Raw genomic sequence first — 21,897 nt, 5'->3', positions numbered from 1 at the left:
CATCTTAATCATTCGATAGTATCGAATCATCAATTCAATTTAAAGGGCTCTTGTGAATGATAGAGCTGGCTTATAGTGAACTTGTTCTTAACGATAAAAATAATGCCTTCAACAAGAGGAAGAACAAATGAGTAGATTTAACTCCGCGTCATTTCGGCTTACGTCTGTGGCTGTCGCCATTATTTCCAGTACGTCAACCGCCTATGGCTTCAAAATCGATACCGGCAGCTCTGATTTTAGGCTCAGCCTAGACAATACGGTTAAATACAGTACAGCGCTTCGCTTAGAAGACGCATCACCTGCCCTGACAAACAGCGCAAACCAAAACGACGGTAACAATAACTTTGATAAAGGGCTGGTTTCCAACCGGCTTGATTTGTTCAGTGAACTGGATGGCGCCTATAAAAACATTGGCTTTCGAGTGAGTGCTGCCGCTTGGTACGACGACGTCTATAACGGTTCTACCGACAACACCAGCAGTACCGCTAATAACACACCTGCCAGCGAATTTTCTGATAACACCCAAAAAATCATGGGTTATAATGCTGAAATACTGGATGCCTTTGTCTATGCTTATTTTCCCGTTATGAATGGGATGGAAGGAACCGTTCGTTTAGGTCGTCACTCCCTCTTATGGGGTGAGAGTTTATTCTTCGGATCTAATGGTATTGCAGGCGGACAAGCGCCTAATGACGTGGTTAAACTGCTATCTGTTCCCAACTCCACATTCAAAGAAACCGTTCGACCAACGGGCAAACTGTCGGTCGACATACCAATCAGTGATGAAGCAACCATTGGCGCCTATATCGGCTATGAATGGGAAGCGTCACGTATTCCACCTGTAGGTTCCTACTTGTCCAGTGGTGACGCCGTTGGTTCAGATGTCTTATTGGCTGGTACAAGCACCATTGAAAAAACCGAAGATGAGGAAGCCAGTGGTTCCGGGCAATATGGTCTGCAATTGCGTTGGACCGTTAATGATCTAGATGCAGATTTTGGCTTGTATGCCATTCGCTACAATGCTTATAGCGCCAGTAACCAGTATATGGTTGCACCTAGTGGTTTTCCTGAGCAATTCAAATTTGCCTACGCCGAAGGCATCGAAGCTTACGGTGCCAGTATGGCGAAAAGCGTTGGCGTTTGGGGTCTGGCAATGGAAGTATCTTATCGCCGTAATGCCCCTCTACAAAGTAAGGGGCAAATAATCACAGCAACGGGCGTGCAATACGACAACAATGATAATCCAGGTTATGCGGTCGGTGAAACAGCCCATGCTCAGTTCTCTTGGATGGCAAGTCTAGGGCCAAGTTTTATCTCTAAAGAAGCCAGTTTTATGGGCGAAATTGCTTGGAATACTCGAGTTAAAACCACCAAAAACGAAAGTATGCTAAACCCCAATGCTGAACGCTCTGCGGTCGGTTTGAGAATGGTGTATAGCCCAACTTACCGTCAAGCTTTTGATGGCCTTGATATATCTCCATCCGTTGGCTTTGGCCACACTTTGGGGAAATCATCTGCAGTAGGCGCCTTTGGGGTTGATGGGGGCGGTGATGTCAATGTCGGCATTAAAGCTGTCTATCTAGATCGGTGGAATATGTCCTTAAGCTACACCAAATTCTTAGGTGAAGAAGGCAACTTCCTCGATGACAACAATTATGCGCAATATAAGCAAACGTTGAAAGATCGAGACTTCCTTGCAGCTTCTATTAACACCACCTTTTAAGTTTTGGAGAACGAAATGTATAAAAACATAAAACATCGTTTGAACGTTCTTTTCGCCTTAGTACTGTTGGGCGGTTTTGCTTCACTAAGCTTGGCCGCGGTCAGCCCAGAAGAAGCGGCACGTTTAGGCCAGGATTTAACCCCTCTCGGCGGTGAAAAAGCAGGCAACAGTGCAGGCACGATTCCAGCTTGGACAGGAGGATTTAACAAACCTATCCCTGGGGAAATTCTAGGAGGAAAGCGATTAGATCCATTTAAAGATGAAATGCCTCTGTATTCCGTCACTGCACAAAATATGGCGCAATACAGTGAACATCTAACAGATGGCGTCAAGGCGATGCTTACTAAGTACCCGGATACCTATCGTTTAGATGTCTATCCTACGCACAGAACGGCGATAGCACCACAGTGGGTCTATGACTTTACGATGCAAAATGCACTCAAAGCAAAGTCTGAGGGGCATAAACTGATTGATGCTTATGGTGGCACCCCATTCCCTCTCGCTAAAAATGGTCTAGAAGCCATTAATAATCACAGATTATCTTGGCGTGGCGTTAGCTGGGAAGCCGCATTCAACCAATATCAAATTACGTCAAGTGGCAAGGTGGTACTGACTACCGATGGCTTTATAAAACGCCAAGTCCCCTATTATTTTAAAGATGGCTCAAGTGAAGACTTCAATGGCTACTTTGAGCAGATTTTGCTTGAAAATTATGGTCCGCCAATTCGAGCTGGGGCACTGATAGGTGGACAAACCAATCTCAATTCCTCGAAAACCAAGTCGTACGTTTACTTAGCTGGCCAACGCCGAGTAAGAAAACTCGCCAATCCTTGCTGTGATACACCAACGCCTGCTACCGCTGGCTTGATGTCCTTTGATGAAATCGGTGTATTTTCTGGACGTACCGAAACCTTTGATTGGAAGTTATTAGGTAAAAAAGAAATTTTCCTGCCTTATAACCAGAATCATTTTTTGCAATACCCAGACAAAGACATCTTTACTGGAAATCATTTAAATCCAGATGCGGTTCGCTGGGAGCTACACCGAGTATGGGTGGTTGAAGCAACTGTAGCGAAAGGTAAACGCCATCAAGCCGCACGTAGCCGATATTATCTTGATGAAGATACTTGGCAAGCCATGTTGGGCGATCGCTGGGATTCAAAAGGACAATTATGGAAAACACTTTGGGGTTTCAATTACATTATGCCGGAATTCCCAGGCACCATCCCTCAGACATTCGGCTTTTATAACCTACTGTCAGGGGAAGGTTACGCGGCTAACGTGATGAACGATAAAGCATTTCATTATCGTCCAAGAAAGCGTTTTCCTACCAGTACCTTTACAGGTCAAGGTATCGCGCGACAAGGTATGAGGTAACTAGAAGTAAATTGAGTTGAACGGTTTGCCTTGAGGAGTGAGTAGCCTTACTCCCCTTTAGGTTACCTTATTGACTTGGGGCAAACTGCATTTTATCTATCAAGTTATTAAGGAAAGTACGAACAAGTTCACTGGCTTCAGCGTGGTAATAACTCTCTTTTAGTCGAGGCAAGTTTCGCCGTCCAATATAAGTATATTGGCAACAAACTTAACAAACAATAAAGAGAGCTTAGCCTACGCCCTTCGTGTCTATCAGAAGACTTTTTCGCACCTTCCTTAAACAATTTAAACGTACTATTAAGCTGAAATAAAAAAATTGGAGAACTTATGTTTCGTTATTTTCCGAGCAATTATCCATGGGACCTTTCGATCAACCTGGCACTAGAAATGGGGGCTCGTATAGGGGAAATTGAAGAAATGTGCGCACCGCTAAAAGAAGCGGCTAAAGCTAAAGACGAAGCGGGTTCAATAGCCTTTAGAGAAAGCTGGGAACGCATGGCGGATAAGCTGTGTGATTTGGCAAAAGAAGACGAAGACAAGGGTCGATTGTTATCTGCTGGTGACAAATATGCTCGAGCAGCAACCTATTATGGCACAGCTGAACGCTTGCAAGGCCTTGGAAGCGAAAGTCGACTAACCCTTTACAAACACTTTTTAAAAGTCTTCGCTAAGGGAACGACCTTAGCGAAAGAAAACTGTGAACGCGTTGAGATTCCTTATGAGGGTAAACACATATCCGCCTTATATGTTCGCGCCGAAGGCGTCGAAGGCAAAGCGCCCATTCTCGTTCAAGTCAATGGCCTAGATTCTATTAAAGAGATGATCTATCGCGTAGGCGTGCCTCAATTATTAGCAAAACGTGGCATTTCCTCTCTCATTGTTGACCAACCAGGTACAGGCGAAGCCATACGCCTACAAGGATTTACTGCCCGCTATGACAGTGAACATTGGGCCAGTCGAATTGTCGACTGGTTAGAAACACGTGACGACATTGATGCCAAAAGAATTGGTTTACAAGGGGTTTCCCTCGGTGGTTATTACTGCCCAAGAGCCGTTGCTTTTGAACCTAGATTTGCCTGTGGCCTTGTATGGGGAGCTAACCATGATTGGCGTGATGTACAAAAACGTCGCTTAGAAAAAGAAGGTGACTTTCCCGTTCCGCACTATTGGGATCATGTACGTTGGGTGTGGGGTGCAAAAGACATGGACGAATTTATGCAAATCTCTGAAAACGTCCACCTTGATGGTGTACTCGATCAAATCAAGGTGCCATTCCTCGTCACCCATGGTGAAAAAGATTCTCAGATCCCTCTTAAATGGGCGCACCGAACCTATGAGCAGCTCGTCAATAGCCCTAAACGTGAACTTAAAATTTTCACTGTTCGAGAAGGTGGTGTACAGCACTCTAGCTTTGATAACTCAGCCAATGCAGGTGCCTACTTAGTCGACTGGGTGGCAGAAACGCTTGGTGGTCATACAGCCTAACCACTTACTAGAGGAAAGAGATATGAAAGTTGTAGGTTTAGAAACCATTATTTTTGGGGTAGACGATATCCCTTCTTGTGCCATCTTTTTAACCGATTATGGTCTCATTCCAGTCGATGTTACTGATGAGGGTGGGCGCTTTGAGGCGCTGGATGGCACGGGCGTTGTTCTGGCTAAAACAGAGGATCCGAGTCTGCCAGCCAGTGTTGGTAATGGCTGTATGATGCGAAAAACAGTCATGGGCGTCGCTGACCAACAAAGTCTTGACGACCTGTATGCTGAGCTCAGTAAAGACCGTGCAGTCGAAACTTTAGCAGATGGGTCTATCGAATCTCATGATGACTCAGGTTTCGCCATTGGCTTTCAAATCTCTAAGAAAAAGCAGATTAACCTAGTGGGCGAAATTTCAAACCTTCCAGGCTCGCCATTTCAAAGACCGGTTAACCAACTGGGCGTCGACGTCGATGCGGAACAAATTCGTCCGATAAGCCTGTCTCACATTGTGTATTTTGTGCCAGATGTTAAAAAAGCAGAAGCCTTTTATGTTGAACGACTGGGCTTTCGCTGTACCGATCGTTTTGAAGACATAGGACCGTTTTTACAACCGAGCGGCAGTTTAGAACATCATACTCATTTTTTAATTGGTGCACCGCCGTTCATGCAAGGTGTTGAGCATTTTACCTTCCATTTTAGTGGCCCGACTGAGTTGATACAAAATGGGGAGCGCTTTATCAAAAAAGGTTATCAAGCCTTTTGGGGACCAGGTCGTCATATTTTAGGTTCAAACTGGTTCTGGTATTTCAACAGCCCGTTTGCTTGCCATATTGAAATGGACGCCGACATGGATCTTCACGACAAAAATTGGACGCCTCGTGTTTCACCGATGGGAGCAGATGCTTCACAGGCTTTTTTGATGCGAAATCGAGAGAAATGGGCGCCTGGGGCAGACACACCCCACAACGGTGATTATGAATAAAGGATCGAGAGAAAAGGGTCGTTCTTCCCTAACAAAGCGTGGTACGAAGCACCATTCCCCCTTGTTTAATAACAAGGGGGTCGGCCTATAACAACGGCCTTTAGCCTTCGCGACCACAGAATAAAAATAAATAACGTGGGTGATAAAATATGTTGATACTAAGAATCACAAACCAGATACGCTTTGGCAATGTAAAAGCCAGAATTTGCCGACCTATTATTTTCCACTTAGGAGACGTGTTATGAGTCAGCGATTTGGTTTAAAAGGTAATGTCGCTATCATGGCGTCGAACTGCGCAGGCATGCTTGATTTGGTTGCGTTACCCCTCTGGATAGGCGTGTTAGTAGCGGCTTATCATTATGACGCTCAGCAAGCTGGCGCGTTAGTGACTCTCTTTCTTATCGGTGCTGTTTGCGCAAGCCTATCAATTGCACCGCGTTTCAAAAAAATGAATCACAAACTGGTGACTACGGTTGGTTATCTGTCCGCGGGGGTGTGTTTTTTTATTGCCTCACAGACTTCCGGCTTTTTGCATTTAGCCATACTGCACTTGATTGCCGGTGCTTGTGCAAGTTCAGCGCTTAGCATGACCCATGGCACCGTTGCACGGGCAGAAAACCCTCATAGATTATACGCTATGACTGGGTTCGCATCCGGCTTGTTAGGCTTGGCATTTATGGCCGTTACACCAAACATCATCCAGCTAAAAGGTGGCCATTCCTTGTTTATTATCTTTGCGGGAGTAATGGTCTTAGCCGCTTTAATCTGTGCCCTAGCCTTCCCTAGAGTCAATTTTGACAAGCAAGAGTTAGAGAAAAGCGAAACCGTAACTCATAAAAAAATCCCCACTAATGTTTGGTACGGCATGATAGGCATTAGCTTAATGGTGGTGACACAGGCCATGACCTTTAGCTTTATGGAACGTGTTGCCAATGAGAGAGGCTTCAGCGCACAAGAAATCACCTTCATTCTAGTGGCGCTTTCCCTATTTAACCTTTTTGCTACTGTCATGGCTGGTATCTCAGAAAAACGTATCTCGACTCGTTTAGTACTTTTCCTTGGCCCTGTCATACAGGTGATCTTAGCCAATATTATTATGAATTCGTCGTCATTAGTGTTATTCGGTGCCGCGTCTATCGTCTTTGTCTCACTCATCATGTTTACCCATACCTTTGTATTTGGTTTGTTAGCTAAATTGGATACTTCTGGACGTGCTTTAGCCGCCACACCTGCAGTACTAATGATAGGCGCCGCAATCGGCCCGGTTCTCGGCGGCACCATTGTCAAGCTTGCCGGCTATCATGGTATCGGTATTGCGGCACTGTGTTTTGGCAGTCTCTCTGTGTTTTGCTTTATGCGTGTTTTTCACCAAGCTCCTCTAATGGTTAAATCGGAGCCTACAGTATGAAGGGACAAGGTGGAAAATTAGGCTTCTATCCTATCGCACTACTGCTTTTACTTATTTTCTCTATCAGCAAAAGCCAAGCGGCAACAAAGGATGCAATGGAGCGCGCTGCGACCCAATCCGATTTAGGTGATCATTCTGTTCTATTAGGTGCCGCCTACGCGGGCGCTTCTCTTTTTACCGTGGGTGAAAGAGGCTTAATTCTCCGCTCTAACGATAATGGTGAAAGCTGGCAACAGGTCCCCTCTCCAGTGAGTGTGACCTTAACTGGCATAGCCTTCAGCGATAAGAATAACGGTTACGCGATTGGGCACAGCGGCATTGTCTTAGGAACAAGCAATGGTGGTGACAGTTGGCAAGTTAAGTTAGATGGCCAAGCCTTAGCAAAGCAGTTACTCACGGAAGCCATCGATGACGGCGATAAGCAAACGATTCAAGAGATGCAGCGTTTCGTGACAGATGGCCCAGACAAACCCTTTTTGGACCTTTTACAACTGGGTCCAAAACATTTGGTGGTCGTCGGTGCTTATGGCCTTGCCATTGAAACAAAAGACGCAGGAAAAACGTGGCAATCTTGGATGGGGCGCATCGAAAACTTTTTCGGTTACCACCTTTATGCCGTCAGAAAACAAGGCAATCAAGTATTAATCGCGGGGGAACAAGGCTTCATTGCATTATCCGTGGACAATGGACAAACCTTTAAGACACTAGAGTCGCCATATGAAGGCAGTTTTTTCACTGCTGAGTTACTCCCAAATAACGATTTGATTGTTGCAGGCCTTCGAGGCAATGCTTTTGTTTCTCATGACAAGGGTTCTTCTTGGGAAAAAATCAATGATCAGCTACCTGCGTCTATTACCGCCTCGCTGATCAGTAAAACTGGACAGCTGTTTATGTCAACTCAAGCCGGCATGATACTGTCATTAGCAAACGACCAGTTGCTTCCTATTAATCACAAACCACTTCCGCCACTAACTCATCTAATAGAAACCTCTAAAGGTAATCTGCTTGCTCTTAGTATCAAAGGTTCCATTCCAGTGCACATAGGAAACTCAAAATGAAGTATGAAGTCCCTGTTTCCGACACTAAAAAAGCGCCTTTCGACCCAAACTCTGGGCAACTGATTGAGAGAATACTGTTTAATCATAGATTGATTGTGTTGATGATTTTTACCGTTTTGTCGGTCATTCTTGTATGGCAATCGAGCAAACTGACCATTAATGCAAGCTTTGAAAAAACACTTCCGACAGAACAAAGCTATATCAAAAATTACCTTAATTATGAGACAGAACTGACCGGGCTAGGCAACGCGCTTAGAATTGCCGTCGCCAACCCTGGTGGCAGTATTTATGATGCCCACTATCTTCAACTCTTGCGTCAACTAAGCGATGAAGTCTTCCTTATGCCAGGCGTGGATCGTGTCCAAATGAAATCCCTTTGGACACCTTCTACTCGCTGGATCGGTATCACCGAAGAAGGCTTAGAAGGCGGCCCAGTTATTCCAGAAGGGTACGATGGTTCTCCTGAAAGCCTACAACAGCTTAAAGCGAATGTTGCTCGCTCTGGGCAAATAGGCCAACTCATCGCCTCAGACGAAGAATCGACTGTGATTTATATGCCGCTGTTAAATCAAGACGCAACAGGCAAGCCTCTTGATTATGCAAGCTACTCTGAAAAATTAGAGAAGCTACGTGCTAAGTATCAAGAAAAAGGATTAGACATTCACATAACGGGCTTCACAAAAGTGATGGGGGACCTCATTGCGGGAGTGCAAACCGTTATTTGGTTTTTCGTTGTTGCTGTGGTCATCGCAACATTAATGGTATTTTGGTACACCCGCTGCGTTCGCTCCACTGGCTTAGTGGTGTTTGCTTCTTTATTGGCTGTGGTATGGCAGTTGGGCATATTGCCAACGCTAGGTTATGACCTTAATCCCTATTCCATCCTAGTGCCTTTTTTAGTCTTTGCGATCGGTATGAGCCACGGGGCGCAGAAAATGAATGGCATTATGCAGGATGTAGGGCGAGGTTTTGACAAACTTGTCGCTGCTCGATTTACCTTTAGACGACTGTTTCTAGCGGGTCTTACCGCCTTACTTGCTGATGCGGTAGGTTTTGCAGTGCTATTAGTGATTGATATCAAAGTCATCCAAGAACTGGCCATCGCCGCTTCCATAGGTGTGGCGGTACTGATCTTCACCAATTTAATTCTACTTCCTATCCTGCTTTCCTATGTGGGTGTCAGCACTTCGGCGGCACAACGCAGTGTCGTTAACGATATAACGTCCGATGAAAGCAAAAAAGCGCCCATATTTTGGCGTCTTTTGGATAAATTTACTCAACGAAAATGGGCCACCGCGGCCTTAACTTGTGGATTTATATTAGCGGCAGGCGGCTATTATCACAGTACTTATTTAAAGATTGGGGATTTGGACCAAGGCGCACCAGAGTTACGTAAAGACAGTCGATACAATCAAGACGTTGCCTTCATGAATAAGCATTATGGCGCTTCAAGTGATGTATTAGCCATTATGGTCAAAACCCCGGATGGTCAATGTTCTCAGTATCAAACACTGAATAAAATTGATGCGCTAGAATGGCAGTTACGCCAATTACTGGGCGTAGAATCCACCAATTCACTCCCCTTATTGTCCCGCAGAGTGTTAGCTGGATTAAACGAAGGCAACCCAAAATGGTATGAATTTTTAAAAAACCAAAGAATGTTAAATTATATCACTGCTGGTGCGCCCCGAGGGCTGTACAACAACAGTTGTAATTTACTGACTATTTATACCTATCTTGAAGATCACAAGGCTGACACCTTAAGCCGGATTGTGTCCCACGTCGAACAATTCGCTGCGCAGAATAATACTGATGATGTCCAATTTCTATTAGCGGCAGGCAGTGCTGGTATTCAGGCAGCAACCAACATAACGGTTAAAGAAGCTTGGTATAACATGCTCTTCCTTGTTTATGGGGCGGTCATCATTCTCTCCTTTATTACCTTTCGCTCATGGCGCGCCGTCGTGGTGGCGGTGCTTCCGTTAATGCTGACCTCAGTGTTAGCTGAAGCGCTAATGGTTCAACTTGAGATGGGCGTAAAAGTCGCTACCTTGCCAGTTATCGCCCTTGGAGTAGGTATTGGCATCGATTACTCCTTGTATATTTTATCCATTACTCTGGTGGAGTTACGTCGAGGTTCAAGCCTATCAAAGGCTTACTTAAGAGCACTTAATTTCACTGGAAAAGTGGTCATGCTCACAGGCATAACCTTATCGATTGGTGTTATTACTTGGGTACTTAGTCCCATTAAATTCCAAGCCGATATGGGGTTATTGCTGGCCTTCATGTTCTTATGGAACATGTTAGGAGCGCTTATTTTGCTGCCTGCGTTAGCACACTTTTTATTAAAGCCCAGTTATGCCAATGCAAACCAGCAGGAGGTAAGTGAGGCTCGTGATCAAGATGTGACGCCACCTCAAACAACGAAAGCTGAATCGATAGCAGACGCGTCATCAGAAAAGACGCTGTCTGATACAAGCAACCGGCCCCTATCAACATCATTATGAATAAGTTCTCTCCTCTATGTCATGTTGATGACCTAGAGAATGACAGCACAAAAGGTTTTCTAGAAAACGAAAATGGGCAGGATGCCATTTTTATCGTGAAAAAAAACGGTGAGCTTTACGGTTGGAAAAATGCGTGTCCGCATGTACAGGGAGCGCCGATGGCATGGCGTAAGGATCAGTATCTGAATACTCAGAAAACGCACCTTACCTGCTTTGCTCACGGTGCATTGTTTGACCCTACCACAGGGCTTTGTACTCAAGGTCCCTGTCTTGCTAAGACATTAGAAAAAGTTGAACTCTTCGTCAGTTCTGAAGGCATTGTTTCATTTTTAGACCTAAACAATAAGGAGTCATGATATGTCAGCGGTAAATAAAGTTTTGGTGATCGGTGGTGGTTTCTCGGGAATGGCCGCGGCAATCAGGCTATCTTACAACGGAATCGATGTCGACTTGGTCGAGATTGACCCAGATTGGTGTGAACTGGGTGCTGGTATTACTATTAATGGTGTCTCCATGCGAGCTTTAGAGATCCTCGGTCTTTATGAGGAAGTCGTTAAGCAAGGGTGTGTAACCGATACCATCGGCATGTATTTAAGTAATGGTCAGCTGTTAACCAATCTACCAACGCCAAGCCCAGTCGGTTCGAGCGTAGGCGGTTGTGGTGGTATTTTTAGACCGACCTTGGCACGCATTATGTCCAATGCAACACTTGAAGCAGGCGTTAACGTGCGTTTGGGTTGTACCTATAACAGCATTACTCAGGCAGAAAATGGGGCGGAAGTGACGTTCACTGATGGTACGACAGGACAATATGATCTCGTCATCGGTGCGGACGGTATTCACTCAAAATTACGCCAAGAATTTTTCCCAGAGGTGCCAAATCCTGAATATGTCGGTCAAGGTGTATGGCGTGCCATTATGCCTCGCCCAGAAGAAATTGACCGTGTTCATATGTGGTTGGGTCAACACCTAAAACTGGGGGTTAATCCTGTTTCTGATTCGCTCATGTATATGTTCATCACAGAAGATCGTCCAAACAAAGAACACATTGATAAATCTACCTGGCCAACACTGTTTGCCGAGTTAATGTCGGAATTTTCCGATCCCATTGTTCAAGCCTTGATTCCTCGTGCTTATGATGAACGAGCCAGTATTGACTACCGCCCTCTGATGAATATCTTGGTCAAAATGCCTTGGAACCGTGGTCACCTTGTTTTAATCGGTGATACCGTCGCCGCCACCACTCCTCACCTAGCCTCAGGCGCTGGTATTGGCATTGAAAGTGCCATCGTTTTAGCAGATGAGTTAGCCGGAAATGAGGATCTAGACAGCGCGTTTGTAAGATTCCACGAACGTCGTTGGGAACGCTGCAGAATGGTTGTTGAAAACTCGGCTCGCCTCTGTGACATCGAGATTCATGGTGGTGATAAAGAAGAACATTCCGCCATTATGCGTGAATCTTTAATCGCTCTGTCTCAACCTATTTAATGAACCTTCTTTTTTTAACCTGCTGTACTATAGGAGTGAAGCCGTATGACTCTTCCAACAACTCATCGTGTTATAACGGGTCATGATGAAGAGGGTAATGCCATTATTGTCGAAAATGGCCCAATACCCACTACGATGGATTTCGACGCCATTCCAGGGACAAAATTTCATGAGATATGGAACACTACGGAAACACCAAGCGTCATTAATTTTGATGAGCAAGACCCAACTTTAGGGCCAGTTGTTTTATCGCCGCCAAAGAATGGGACACGTATTCGTTTTGTCGATATCCCGCCAGATACAGAAGAGTTTTTAACTCAGGGTAAAGACAAAATGGAGGGGGTCTTTTCGAGCATTGGTAGTAGTGAATTTTCAACGGTAAAAGAAAATTCACCACACCCCCTAATGCACAGGACAGAATCCATCGATTACGGCATCGTCATAGAAGGAGAGCTGACCCTCATTGTGGACGATGGAGAGGCACAGCTAAAGCCTGGCAGTGTGGTCATACAACGAGGGACAAATCATGCTTGGGCGAATAAATCCAACAAGATGTGCCGAATTGTCTTTATCTTGGTTGATGCTTGTTATGAGGCGGAATTAGACAAGGCTTTAACCGCTAACAATTAGCGAATAATCAAAGTCTAAAAAGCCATTCCGTTGGAATGGCTTTTTTGTTATTAAACAGGATAAGTATTTGCAGTGACATTCCTGAAAATAACGGATTCTCAGGAAAATTGAATAGATGGCGAGCATCCAAATTGAAACGTCCAACATTGAGAGTAGCAACATAAAACCATCGTTACTCTCACGACAGGACGTTTAATTGGTTACGATTTCGAACGACGAAATAAAATGGTCAGTACGAATAATATCGTTTTGAAATTAAGCAACTTAAGAGCAGCTCTGGCTTCTTCAGGCTTAAGTCGCGCTTTCATTGGCATCGATCCAAATATCTTTCCCGTTATGACCAGATCGTCACCATCTTGCTCCAGCGCTCGGATGGTCATCAGCTCCTTACCTTGACCATCGTATACCATCATCTGTTTTTTCTTGTCGGAACGGCTCATCGCACTTCCTCATTGAATACTTTATCGTAGTCAATACCAAGGTCGTCCATCATTTGAATGGCAGTTGCACGGCCTCCGCCTGTCACGCCACCACCTGGGTGCATAGCGGGGCCCACTAGATACAAGCTTTCTACTTCAGGGACTCGGAAATCGCCAAGGTCAGGGGTCGGTCTATGGCCCATACTTTGATAAAAGGGATTTGCCGCACCATGAATATCGCCATTCAGAAAGCTGTTCGGGCTATAACGTTGATGGTCCATTGGCGAACCAATATGACGCGCTATAATATTATCATCGTCAATGCCGTCATAAAACTTACGATATTGTGCTAAAGCTTCATCAGCAATGGCTTCTTTGCTCTCATCCCACCCTTCTAACCCGCCTTCATGCAGTTTGGCAGGCACTAGATGTACACCGTAAAACACACCGCTGCCCGCCGGCGCTCTGGATGGATCTGTGTGAGTAACATCAAACCCACCAATCAAACGAGATGACGGTACTCCGCGTCGAATTTTATCAAACTCCATGCACATGTCGCGAACCGTATAAAAGTCCATCAGTTCTACCGCATGTGAGTGATACTCTTTGCCGACCTTCAGGCTCGCTTGCTTTTTCAAATTTAGGTGAATCATATTGACCGATATTTCAGTGGTCGTAACGCGCTTTGCACGCTTAACAACAGGCTCTGGAACCCCCTCAACGAACTTATCCAAAACGTGCGGATGGATTGCGCCAATCACGCCGTCTTTCGCCATAAAGGTTTCTCCGTTTATTAGTTCAAGTCCTGTCGCTTTTCCAGAAGAGACGATGACGCGTGCCACTTCAGCATCACACCGCACTTCCCCACCATAATGCTCAATACATTTAACTAAGGATTCAGAAAGTTTTCCAGATCCACCTTTTGGGACACCACCACCATAGGTATGAAGCATGGCGTTAGACATGAAAGCCGCAATGCCTGTACCTAAATCGTCAGGATTAATCAAGGCTTCAGCGACGGCACGAAGCAAATGCAATTTAACCAGCTCATTTTCAAATGTTTCTTCGATTATGTCGCGAGCGCTACGCTGCATCATATCAAACATAAAACGTCCCTGATCGGATTGATCCATCATGGCGACAAACGCACCTAATGGCGTTGGCGGAATAGCAAGTCCTGTCATCATCATGGGCAAAACTTTCTGCCCCGCTTGAACAAACTGTCGATACATTTCGGCATCACGAGGAGAAACTTTCGCTAACTCTTCACAGGTCCGATCAAGATCTTTCCATGAAACGAGAACAGTGCCATCATCCCACACACTCACGACACTGCGATCCATGTAGTCATAACTCAAACCAAACTTAGACTGCAAACCCAGTTCGTCATTTTGTATTAAAGGGTTCGCTAAAATCATAACGTGCGTTGCAGAATGCTCGTCATTAAAATAACCAGGGGTCATCAACTCTCTTGTTGTGACACCACCACCGTAAAAAGGCTGCCGCTCCAAGACAATTACTTTTTTGCCGGCTTTCGCCATGTAGGCAGCAGCAACCAAACCATTGTGGCCGGCGCCCATTACAACAACGTCATAATGACTCATCTCACTCACTCCTATTATTTTTTTTTATAGATTGGGTTATAGTCTATCCTTTCTGAAAAACACCAATAAGTGCGAAATACACCTTTTTTAGATCAAATCGTACATAAGGAAGGACTATGGACCTCTTAAGCGAAACGTTACTTTCCCTAAAAATAAAAAATATGTTGATCGGAACCTATCACTTAAGCGCCCCTTGGGGGTTTAGCTCACAGGGTTTTGACTACGGCTTCAGCTTTAATGTGATTGAAAACAGTTGCTGGATAACACCAGAGGGAGAAGATCCAATTGAACTTCACGCAGGCGATTCTTTTATCTTTCCCCGTGGTGGGCCTATGTCACTCAGTTCTGATCACCAAGTAGAGATTCATCCTGTGGCTGACGTCTGGAACTCAGATGAGGAACGCTTTATTGGGTTTGAGCAACATCCACCTGGTGCCTATTACGAAACTCATTGGGGAGGCAGTGGTGAAAAAACTCGCTTGCTGAGTTTAGTGTTTGAAATCGAGGAACAAAGCCGAAGTAGTTTATTCAATGCCTTGCCACATTTTTTAGTATTACGTAAACATGAATGCCAAGAGTTTCATTTGATTCGTTCTGCCCTCTACGCCATTGCTCAAGAAAAAACCAATATGCAACCGGGAGAATATGCGATTAGAAACCATATCAGTGAAGCGCTTTTAGTCAGCCAGTTACGCGCCCATGTCGCTCAAACACACTATTCATCGGGATTACTGGCCGCCATTAAAGACCCCTATTTGCAACCGCTATTAATTGCGTTACATAAAACGCCACAAAAAAAGTGGAGTGTGGAATTGATGGCCAAAGAAGCAGGATTGTCGCGGACAGCGTTCGCCAAACGATTTAACAACATACTAGATAACACGCCGATGAATTACTTACATCAACATCGAATGGAGCTGGCCGCAACCAAACTAAAAGAGACTCAAGCTAATGTTGAAACCATTGCTCAGGATTTGGGGTATGCGAATAGTCAGCACTTTAGAAAACACTTTTTACGCACTTATCAACAATCACCAAGTGCATACAGAAACTCATCGTCTTAAGGTGTTTCGTTCTTTTTAGCTGAACCCTTTTGTGCGAGGCGAAATAACGATACATAATCGTATTTACAAGACACTTTGCTCTTTTTTAAAAGTAGTGTTTTGGGTGTTAACTAGGCCCCATGCTAGGCAAGAAGTTTTACAGGAAGATATAATTTTAGGCTTGATTTGCGCACTGTTTGCTTTAGCTATTTCATATTGGCCGATGTTTATCATAACCCCCGCATCAACTGAACCTGCCGCAAGTTCGGTAGGCTTAGTGTTTATTAATGTTCCTTTATTTGGGTATTCTGCCACTCTATTAATCCCATCGTCCTTAGCTTTAGTAAACGCTAATTCTAGGAGGGCAACCTTCTTCTTTGGTAAGTTTGGTACTGTGTATGGGGTATTAATAGCTTTTTTCATTAGCCTATTTACCTTTCGGATTATACTTTTATTACTTTAATAATGCTGTTGGTTATCGAAGTTAATCTCACGAAAAAATAGTAAAAGCCATTTACTCAAATAATGGCTAATAGGGAAAAAACCAATGAGACAGTTTCTTTTTAGTTTGTCTATATCAACCTTGTTAGGTGCTGCTATTTTGTTTTTTTCACCCTATATTACCGGTGAGATTGAACCTTGGGACACAGAGACTTTTTATTACACTGGCGCACTACTATTAGCAGGATTTTTAGTGCTATTAGATAGGCATGTTTCTTATGAAAGCATTTTTATAGGCATTATGCTTGGGCAAGCTATTTATATGTTTACTTTTATGCCTGTAGATTCATTGGTTGGTATTGCTTTGGTTATTATGGCCTTCAAGAGCTTGTTGTCTTGTGTAGGTCTATTGTTAAAGTCAGCAATTATTGACATTCTGTATTTGATTAAAGGGAATACCTAACATCCTGTTATATATGATTTCCCCTTACCTACTCGCTGTTTTAAAGATAAACGTAATCGCCTGTCGAAGTTTGTATTTCCAAGGATTACTAGGCACTTCACACGGCGGACAATTTGCTATCACAAAGCTAAGAAGGTGCCAGTAACTATTGTGTTTCTATACTGGCTCCCTCTATTAGCATCGCCTACCCTGCTGTTTTAGACGATTGTTGTACGGCGTTATTTAGCTGATTAAGCTCTTTTTCAGTAAGGTTTCGCCATTGGCCTGGCTTTAAGTTACCTAGCTCTAGATGCATAATGCGCGTGCGTTTCAACTTGGTAACTTCATAACCGAGGAACTCGCACATGCGACGGATTTGTCGGTTTAAGCCCTGGGTTAGAATTATTGAAAACTGAAACTTACCACGAGCATTTACCTTACACGGTTTAGTTAACGTTCCTAAAATGGGAACGCCTCTTGCCATTTTTTGTACAAAACGCTCACTGATGGGTTGGTTAACCGTAACTTCGTATTCTTTATCATGGGCATTTTCAGCGCGCAGAATTTTATTCACAATATCGCCATCACTGGTCAGAATAATCAGTCCTTCTGATGGCTTATCGAGTCTGCCTACTGGAAAGATTCTCTGTTTGTGCTTGATTGCATCGATGATATTGCCTTTCACATGACGCTCGGTAGTACAGGTAATGCCAATAGGCTTGTTGTATACCAAATAAATGCGGTCTGATTTATCTTCGGCTACCGCTTTAACAAGCTTTCCATCAACCTTCACTTTATCGCCTTGCGCAACTTTGGTGCCCAGCTCAGGCAGCTTATCGTTAATGGTAACTCGATTTTGCTCAATTAATTTATCAGCTTCACGTCGTGAGCACAGCCCTGTATCACTGATATATTTATTAAGACGTTTTGTTACCTCAGAGCTCATGCTAAAAGTCCTTACCCTTTTTTCTAAACGACAACGTGAGTAAACCGTGCCGGTTGTATTCTCAACTTTATTACCGTTAATTTTACTATAAAAAAAGCGAGCTAAAAGCTCGCTTTTTTAACATTCAGTTAGTATTAATATTCCCACCAACACTCTTGCCACCACTCAAGGAATTCCTCAAAGTCGATATAGCCGTCGTTATTGCTGTCTATTAATTTAAAACCTTCCTGCACATGGCTGGCTTTTGTTTTTGGCGAAATAACGGTTAATAACTCGATAAACTCCGTTAAATCAATTTGACCATTACCATCTTGGTCGAAGAAGGTAAAATCTTTCTTTATTTCTTCAATTTTTTCGTCTGAAAGTTGAGCGGTCACGCGCTTTCCCTTTTTTTAGCAACTACATAGAGGGTGAGTGTAACGCCGTTATTGAGTAGTGTCTATGCCTGATTTTCTCTTGCTTTTAACGCGCGTTCACGTTGCAAACGGGCTTTTTCTTCACGCTTTTGTTCCATGGTGATTCGCGCCTCTGTACCCACGTGTTCTTGCTGTCTCATCTTCGCAAGATTAACTTGTTTTTCACGTTCACGAAAACGAGAAAGTTGATCTTCTGTATGGGTACCAAAACAATGCGGGCAGCTTACGCCAGACTCATACTTCTCACTTTGCATGTCTTCATCTGTAATCGGTAAGCGACAGGCATAACATTGATGATAATCACTTTTTTCAAGGTCGTGATTCACAGCCACACGATTATCAAATACAAAACAATCGCCTTCCCACAATGATTCTTCTTTTGGTACATCTTCTAAATATTGAAGAATACCGCCTTCCAGATGGTATACCTCGTCAAACCCCTGCTCTTTTAAATAGGCCGTAGATTTTTCACAGCGAATACCGCCGGTGCAAAACATGGCTACTTTTTTGTTTTTCTCTGGGCTTAATGTTTTAGCGACATATTCTGGAAACTCGCGAAAAGTCTCCGTTTTTGGATCGATAGCGTGCTTGAAGGTGCCGATTTCGATTTCATAGCCGTTACGGGTATCTATCACGGTGACGTCGGGATCGCTAATTAACGCGTTCCAGTCACTAGGTTTCACGTACGTACCTACGGTTTTACGCGGGTCGATACCTTCAACACCCATGGTGACGATTTCTTTTTTAAGCTTGACCTTGGTGCGATAAAAAGGCTGTTCTTCGTGAAGTGACTCTTTACAAGAGATAGGATTAATTCTCTCGTCGGCGTTAAGATATTGGAGTAACCCATCAATACCTTCTCGCGTGCCTGAAACGGTGCCATTAATGCCTTCGCTGGCAAGTAAAAGCGTACCTTTAATGCCATTAGATTCCATGGCAGTTAATAGTGGTTGACGCATGGCCTCAAAGTTTTCAAGCGCAACGAATTTGTACATCGCGCAAACGATATATTTAGACATAGTAATTTACCTTTGCTAGTTGGAACGTAAAACCAGTGCAAAAATGCGGCGCGCACTATATCAAACCAGTTTTAAAATTTCCAGTTAAGCAGCAAGAAAGGATTCAGACTGCTCAATAATGTCACTAAGCATTGTGTTGTCTTCATCAATAGAGGTGGAATAAGTAGCGGCAATGCGCTTTTGAGTGGCTAACGAACAGTTCGTAATAATATCTTGGCTAATTTTCTTTGCGTCATTGGTTTGTGCAAGAGGTACTGGGTGCATTTCATTGTGAAGACGTACTTCGTCAAACTGCAGTGATGTGGGCTCTTGTAGTGCTACTTGATGCGCTATTGTTTGAGACAATCGATTCATGTGCAACCAGTCTGAGTCACTCGCAAAAAGTGGGGTTTTGCGATAGAAATTAAGTGCTTCTAGCCGTTGCGTAATGTCATTAGTGGCTTCGTTTTCGCTAAGACTTTCTATCGATATCGTGTCGGCAAGCGCACTTTGTTGCATTGCCAAATACAAAGCAAAAAGCGTGGCATTACCCGCTGCTTTTGACAGGGTGCCGTTCCATTCCCATGCCATGCTGGGGTCTATGGATTTTAATTGATTTATATCGTTATCAGACACAAAAATAGGAAGATTTAAAATTCATACCTATGGTGTCGGCAAGATAATGTTTTTCTTAAGCTTATTCTTGCTCTAATCGTTATTTTAAACAATCATGTATAGAACCTCTCAAGTAGTTAAAGTGTCATGGTTATCATTGGATGAAAAATGAACTTTTCGAATAAGCAGGTGCTTATTGTTGAAGATCAACGCCCTTTTCTCTTACTGCTACGTGGATTATTGCACTCCATGGGCGCAAGTGACGTTGTCACCAAATCTTCTGCGGAAAAGGCTTTGTCTCTTTGTAAAAAACAAAAATTTGATATTGTTGTTTGCGATCTTCATTTAGGGGTAGACAAAAAAAACGGTTTCGAGCTTATTGAAGAGCTTAGAATAAAGCGTTTAATTAAGCCCACCACCGTATTTATATTAATTAGCGCTGATAGTGCGCGTCCTATAGTACTTGGCTCTATTGAACGACGCCCTGATGATTATCTTATTAAGCCTTTTTCGCAGGTACAACTTAAAACACGTATTACCCGCGCCTGGCAAAAACGACAATTTTTAGGGACAGTCTTGCAAGAGGTGGCCAATGAAAATATCAACAATGCCATCGATTTGTGTGAAGATCTTATTAGTGCGCCATCGCCCTATAAAGGCACGTGTGAGCAGTTGTTAGTTGAACTGTATTTGCGCCTGGAACAAAACGACAAAGCGTTGGACGTCCTTACGCCCTATTTAGAAGGAAAACCAATAATTTGGGCCAAAGTTGCATTGGCAAAAACCTATCTCGCCTTAGGTAATTACGATAAAGCCATTGGTATTGCCGAGGATATCGTTAAACGCAATCGTTTCAATGCAGAAGCACATGATGTATTGGCTAAAGCCAATGATGCAAAGAACCAAGGTGAAACTGCAATTACTGCGATTAAGCAGGCTATAAAGCTTTCGCCCTTTTCACTTCCTAGGCATTTTAGTGCATGTTCAATTGCCCGTAACCATAACGATTACATTTTAGCCTCTACTTCTAGTTTAGCCATTTGGGATCTATCTAAAAGAACCGTGCATCAAAACAGCCTGCATTGGTGTGGTTTTATTCGAAGCTTGCTTGATGTCGCTGAATATACCGACGACAAACGCACACGAAACCGCTATCAACAAGAGGCTTTACTTGCCCTACAACGAGGTAAGTTTGATGAAAATATATTACGTATAGACGAGGATTTTGATGTCAGTATTTTTGGCAGCATCATTAACGCACGTGTTAATGCTATTGATGGGAAAATGCTGGATGCCAAAAAGAACTTGGCGCAATCACAAGCTGCTATAGACGAAAAGTACACCACGCCACCAATCGCATTTATACCCGATAGCCTTAAAGTCATGTACGACCTTGGTGAATTTGAAGATGCACTGCAACTTCAAGACATTATTAAACAGCAGAATTTAGAATTCGATTCCAACAGTAACTTTTTATTACATTCAGAGTCTGCTAAAGCCCAACAAAATCTTACAAACTATCAGCAGTTTAACCGTGAAGGCATTCAGCTTTACCAACAAGGGCAATATGAAAAAGCAAAAGACTCCTTTGCCCTTGCACAAGGTTTTTCGCCAGTAAATACCGGTGTAGCCCTTAATCTATTGCAATGCTTATTACAGATATTGAGTAAAAACCAAAAGCCAGACCCTGATTTATTCAGAGAATGCCGACGACTTTATAAACTTATTGATGACATGCCACTAAAGGCCCAACACGAAGAAAAATACACCACGCTTCGCAACGACTTAGACACCTTTATGGGGACAACATAATGACAATAACCCAATCAAAAAACATCTGTGCTCTTGCTAGCCTACTTTCAGCTTTAGCACTCAACGGATGCAGCCAAACACCACCTTGTGAAGACATTGTAGAAGTAAATCGCCAATTGCATGTATGCAAAAGTTTGTCGAAAATTATGAATGACAACCGCTACCCGCAGCAAGCTATGTCAGCGAAAAAACGTTATGAAAGTGAATGCGAGAACTTCAGATACTATCGCGATGATTACGACACTATTTGTAAAGGAGACCAACAAGCCATTGGAAAAAATACGAAAGCGGTGGTTAACAAGGAAAGTTTGCCCCCTAAAGATCACTAAGTAGATGGGTCTTTTTTAATACCCAGCTTTATTATGGAATGCCGTGCCTGCACCTTACAAACACGACTAGGTTTTATTGGCGGTGTGGTTTTGATTTAGCCATGTTACGGTATGGTGTAGCGCTTTGTTCGTAGTATCATCTATTTAATGAGGCGTTATCAAGTAGACGAGAAAAGGATA

Annotated in this window: 21 protein-coding genes; 14 read left to right on the top strand and 7 right to left on the bottom strand. The window is 43.6% G+C overall.

Annotation, left to right across the window (positions count from 1 at the left end):
* The first annotated feature begins 127 nt into the window (after nucleotides 1–127).
* The 10 genes from JKP82_RS07680 to JKP82_RS07635 all read left to right on the top strand — a co-directional run bounded on the left by JKP82_RS07680 (nucleotide 128) and on the right by JKP82_RS07635 (nucleotide 12,652).
* On the top strand, nucleotides 128–1,723 hold the full coding sequence (locus JKP82_RS07680; RefSeq protein ID WP_159530211.1) for a DUF1302 domain-containing protein: 1,596 nt from the start codon (nucleotides 128–130) through the stop codon (nucleotides 1,721–1,723).
* Nucleotides 1,724–1,738: 15 nt separating this feature from the next.
* Nucleotides 1,739–3,100, top strand: coding sequence for a DUF1329 domain-containing protein (locus tag JKP82_RS07675; protein WP_159530210.1), 1,362 nt, complete (start codon nucleotides 1,739–1,741; stop codon nucleotides 3,098–3,100).
* A gap of 327 nt (nucleotides 3,101–3,427) precedes the next feature.
* Nucleotides 3,428–4,585: an alpha/beta hydrolase family protein gene (locus tag JKP82_RS07670; protein ID WP_159530209.1), complete on the top strand. Its 1,158-nt coding sequence runs from the start codon at nucleotides 3,428–3,430 to the stop codon at nucleotides 4,583–4,585.
* Between the two features lie 22 nt (nucleotides 4,586–4,607).
* A complete protein-coding gene (locus JKP82_RS07665) occupies nucleotides 4,608–5,561 on the top strand; it encodes a VOC family protein (protein WP_159530207.1) in 954 nt (317 codons plus the stop codon).
* Nucleotides 5,562–5,802: 241 nt separating this feature from the next.
* Nucleotides 5,803–6,969: an MFS transporter gene (locus JKP82_RS07660; RefSeq protein ID WP_159530205.1), complete on the top strand. Its 1,167-nt coding sequence runs from the start codon at nucleotides 5,803–5,805 to the stop codon at nucleotides 6,967–6,969.
* The gene (locus tag JKP82_RS07655; protein WP_159530203.1) at nucleotides 6,966–8,027 is read left to right on the top strand and encodes a WD40/YVTN/BNR-like repeat-containing protein; all 1,062 of its coding nucleotides are present in this window, start codon (nucleotides 6,966–6,968) and stop codon (nucleotides 8,025–8,027) included. Before JKP82_RS07660 ends, JKP82_RS07655 begins: the two co-directional genes overlap by 4 nt.
* Nucleotides 8,024–10,534: an efflux RND transporter permease subunit gene (locus tag JKP82_RS07650; RefSeq protein WP_218396505.1), complete on the top strand. Its 2,511-nt coding sequence runs from the start codon at nucleotides 8,024–8,026 to the stop codon at nucleotides 10,532–10,534. The genes JKP82_RS07655 and JKP82_RS07650 overlap by 4 nt, the downstream gene beginning before the upstream one ends.
* A complete protein-coding gene (locus JKP82_RS07645) occupies nucleotides 10,531–10,890 on the top strand; it encodes a Rieske (2Fe-2S) protein (protein ID WP_159530199.1) in 360 nt (119 codons plus the stop codon). Before JKP82_RS07650 ends, JKP82_RS07645 begins: the two co-directional genes overlap by 4 nt.
* A gap of 1 nt (nucleotide 10,891) precedes the next feature.
* Complete coding sequence (locus JKP82_RS07640) at nucleotides 10,892–12,022, top strand: FAD-dependent oxidoreductase (RefSeq protein WP_159530197.1); 1,131 nt, start codon at nucleotides 10,892–10,894, stop codon at nucleotides 12,020–12,022.
* A 45-nt stretch (nucleotides 12,023–12,067) separates the two neighbouring features.
* Nucleotides 12,068–12,652 (top strand): cupin domain-containing protein, encoded by a 585-nt coding sequence (locus tag JKP82_RS07635; protein ID WP_159530195.1) that lies wholly within the window; start codon nucleotides 12,068–12,070, stop codon nucleotides 12,650–12,652.
* Between the two features lie 200 nt (nucleotides 12,653–12,852).
* On the opposite strand, the gene JKP82_RS07630 is transcribed toward JKP82_RS07635, so the two are convergent.
* Complete coding sequence (locus tag JKP82_RS07630) at nucleotides 12,853–13,092, bottom strand: hypothetical protein (RefSeq protein ID WP_013661371.1); 240 nt, start codon at nucleotides 13,090–13,092, stop codon at nucleotides 12,853–12,855.
* Entirely contained in the window at nucleotides 13,089–14,675 is a 1,587-nt protein-coding gene (locus tag JKP82_RS07625; protein ID WP_218396503.1) for a phytoene desaturase family protein, read from the bottom strand. Before JKP82_RS07625 ends, JKP82_RS07630 begins: the two co-directional genes overlap by 4 nt.
* Before the next feature lie 116 nt (nucleotides 14,676–14,791).
* On the opposite strand from JKP82_RS07625, the gene JKP82_RS07620 reads away from it, so the two are divergent.
* A complete protein-coding gene (locus tag JKP82_RS07620; RefSeq protein ID WP_159530191.1) occupies nucleotides 14,792–15,739 on the top strand; it encodes an AraC family transcriptional regulator in 948 nt (315 codons plus the stop codon).
* Between the two features lie 63 nt (nucleotides 15,740–15,802).
* Here the strand turns inward: JKP82_RS07620 and JKP82_RS07615 are convergent, their stop codons facing one another.
* Nucleotides 15,803–16,141, bottom strand: a complete 339-nt coding sequence (locus JKP82_RS07615) for a hypothetical protein (protein WP_159530189.1) — start codon at nucleotides 16,139–16,141, stop codon at nucleotides 15,803–15,805.
* A 124-nt stretch (nucleotides 16,142–16,265) separates the two neighbouring features.
* Between JKP82_RS07615 and JKP82_RS07610 the strand changes: the two genes are divergently transcribed.
* Nucleotides 16,266–16,622, top strand: a complete 357-nt coding sequence (locus JKP82_RS07610) for a hypothetical protein (RefSeq protein WP_159530187.1) — start codon at nucleotides 16,266–16,268, stop codon at nucleotides 16,620–16,622.
* A gap of 184 nt (nucleotides 16,623–16,806) precedes the next feature.
* On the opposite strand, the gene rluF is transcribed toward JKP82_RS07610, so the two are convergent.
* The 4 genes from rluF to JKP82_RS07590 all read right to left on the bottom strand — a co-directional run bounded on the left by rluF (nucleotide 16,807) and on the right by JKP82_RS07590 (nucleotide 19,552).
* Nucleotides 16,807–17,547 carry a 23S rRNA pseudouridine(2604) synthase RluF gene (gene rluF, locus JKP82_RS07605; RefSeq protein ID WP_159530185.1) on the bottom strand — a complete coding sequence of 247 codons (741 nt, stop codon included), beginning with the start codon at nucleotides 17,545–17,547 and terminating at the stop codon, nucleotides 16,807–16,809.
* Nucleotides 17,548–17,681: 134 nt separating this feature from the next.
* Complete coding sequence (locus JKP82_RS07600) at nucleotides 17,682–17,924, bottom strand: EF-hand domain-containing protein (RefSeq protein ID WP_013784036.1); 243 nt, start codon at nucleotides 17,922–17,924, stop codon at nucleotides 17,682–17,684.
* A gap of 62 nt (nucleotides 17,925–17,986) precedes the next feature.
* Nucleotides 17,987–18,982: an oxygen-dependent tRNA uridine(34) hydroxylase TrhO gene (gene trhO, locus JKP82_RS07595; protein ID WP_126872299.1), complete on the bottom strand. Its 996-nt coding sequence runs from the start codon at nucleotides 18,980–18,982 to the stop codon at nucleotides 17,987–17,989.
* Nucleotides 18,983–19,066: 84 nt separating this feature from the next.
* On the bottom strand, nucleotides 19,067–19,552 hold the full coding sequence (locus JKP82_RS07590) for a VC2046/SO_2500 family protein (RefSeq protein ID WP_159530183.1): 486 nt from the start codon (nucleotides 19,550–19,552) through the stop codon (nucleotides 19,067–19,069).
* A gap of 192 nt (nucleotides 19,553–19,744) precedes the next feature.
* Between JKP82_RS07590 and JKP82_RS07585 the strand changes: the two genes are divergently transcribed.
* Both JKP82_RS07585 and JKP82_RS07580 read left to right on the top strand, forming a co-directional pair.
* The gene (locus JKP82_RS07585; protein WP_218396501.1) at nucleotides 19,745–21,388 is read left to right on the top strand and encodes a response regulator; all 1,644 of its coding nucleotides are present in this window, start codon (nucleotides 19,745–19,747) and stop codon (nucleotides 21,386–21,388) included.
* Nucleotides 21,388–21,717 (top strand): hypothetical protein, encoded by a 330-nt coding sequence (locus JKP82_RS07580; RefSeq protein WP_159530179.1) that lies wholly within the window; start codon nucleotides 21,388–21,390, stop codon nucleotides 21,715–21,717. The genes JKP82_RS07585 and JKP82_RS07580 overlap by 1 nt, the downstream gene beginning before the upstream one ends.
* The last annotated feature ends 180 nt before the right edge of the window (nucleotides 21,718–21,897 follow it).

The sequence above is a fragment of the Alteromonas lipotrueae genome (genome assembly GCF_019249215.1).
Classification (GTDB): domain Bacteria; phylum Pseudomonadota; class Gammaproteobacteria; order Enterobacterales; family Alteromonadaceae; genus Alteromonas; species Alteromonas lipotrueae.
This window is presented reverse-complemented; position numbering and strand designations above follow the sequence as displayed.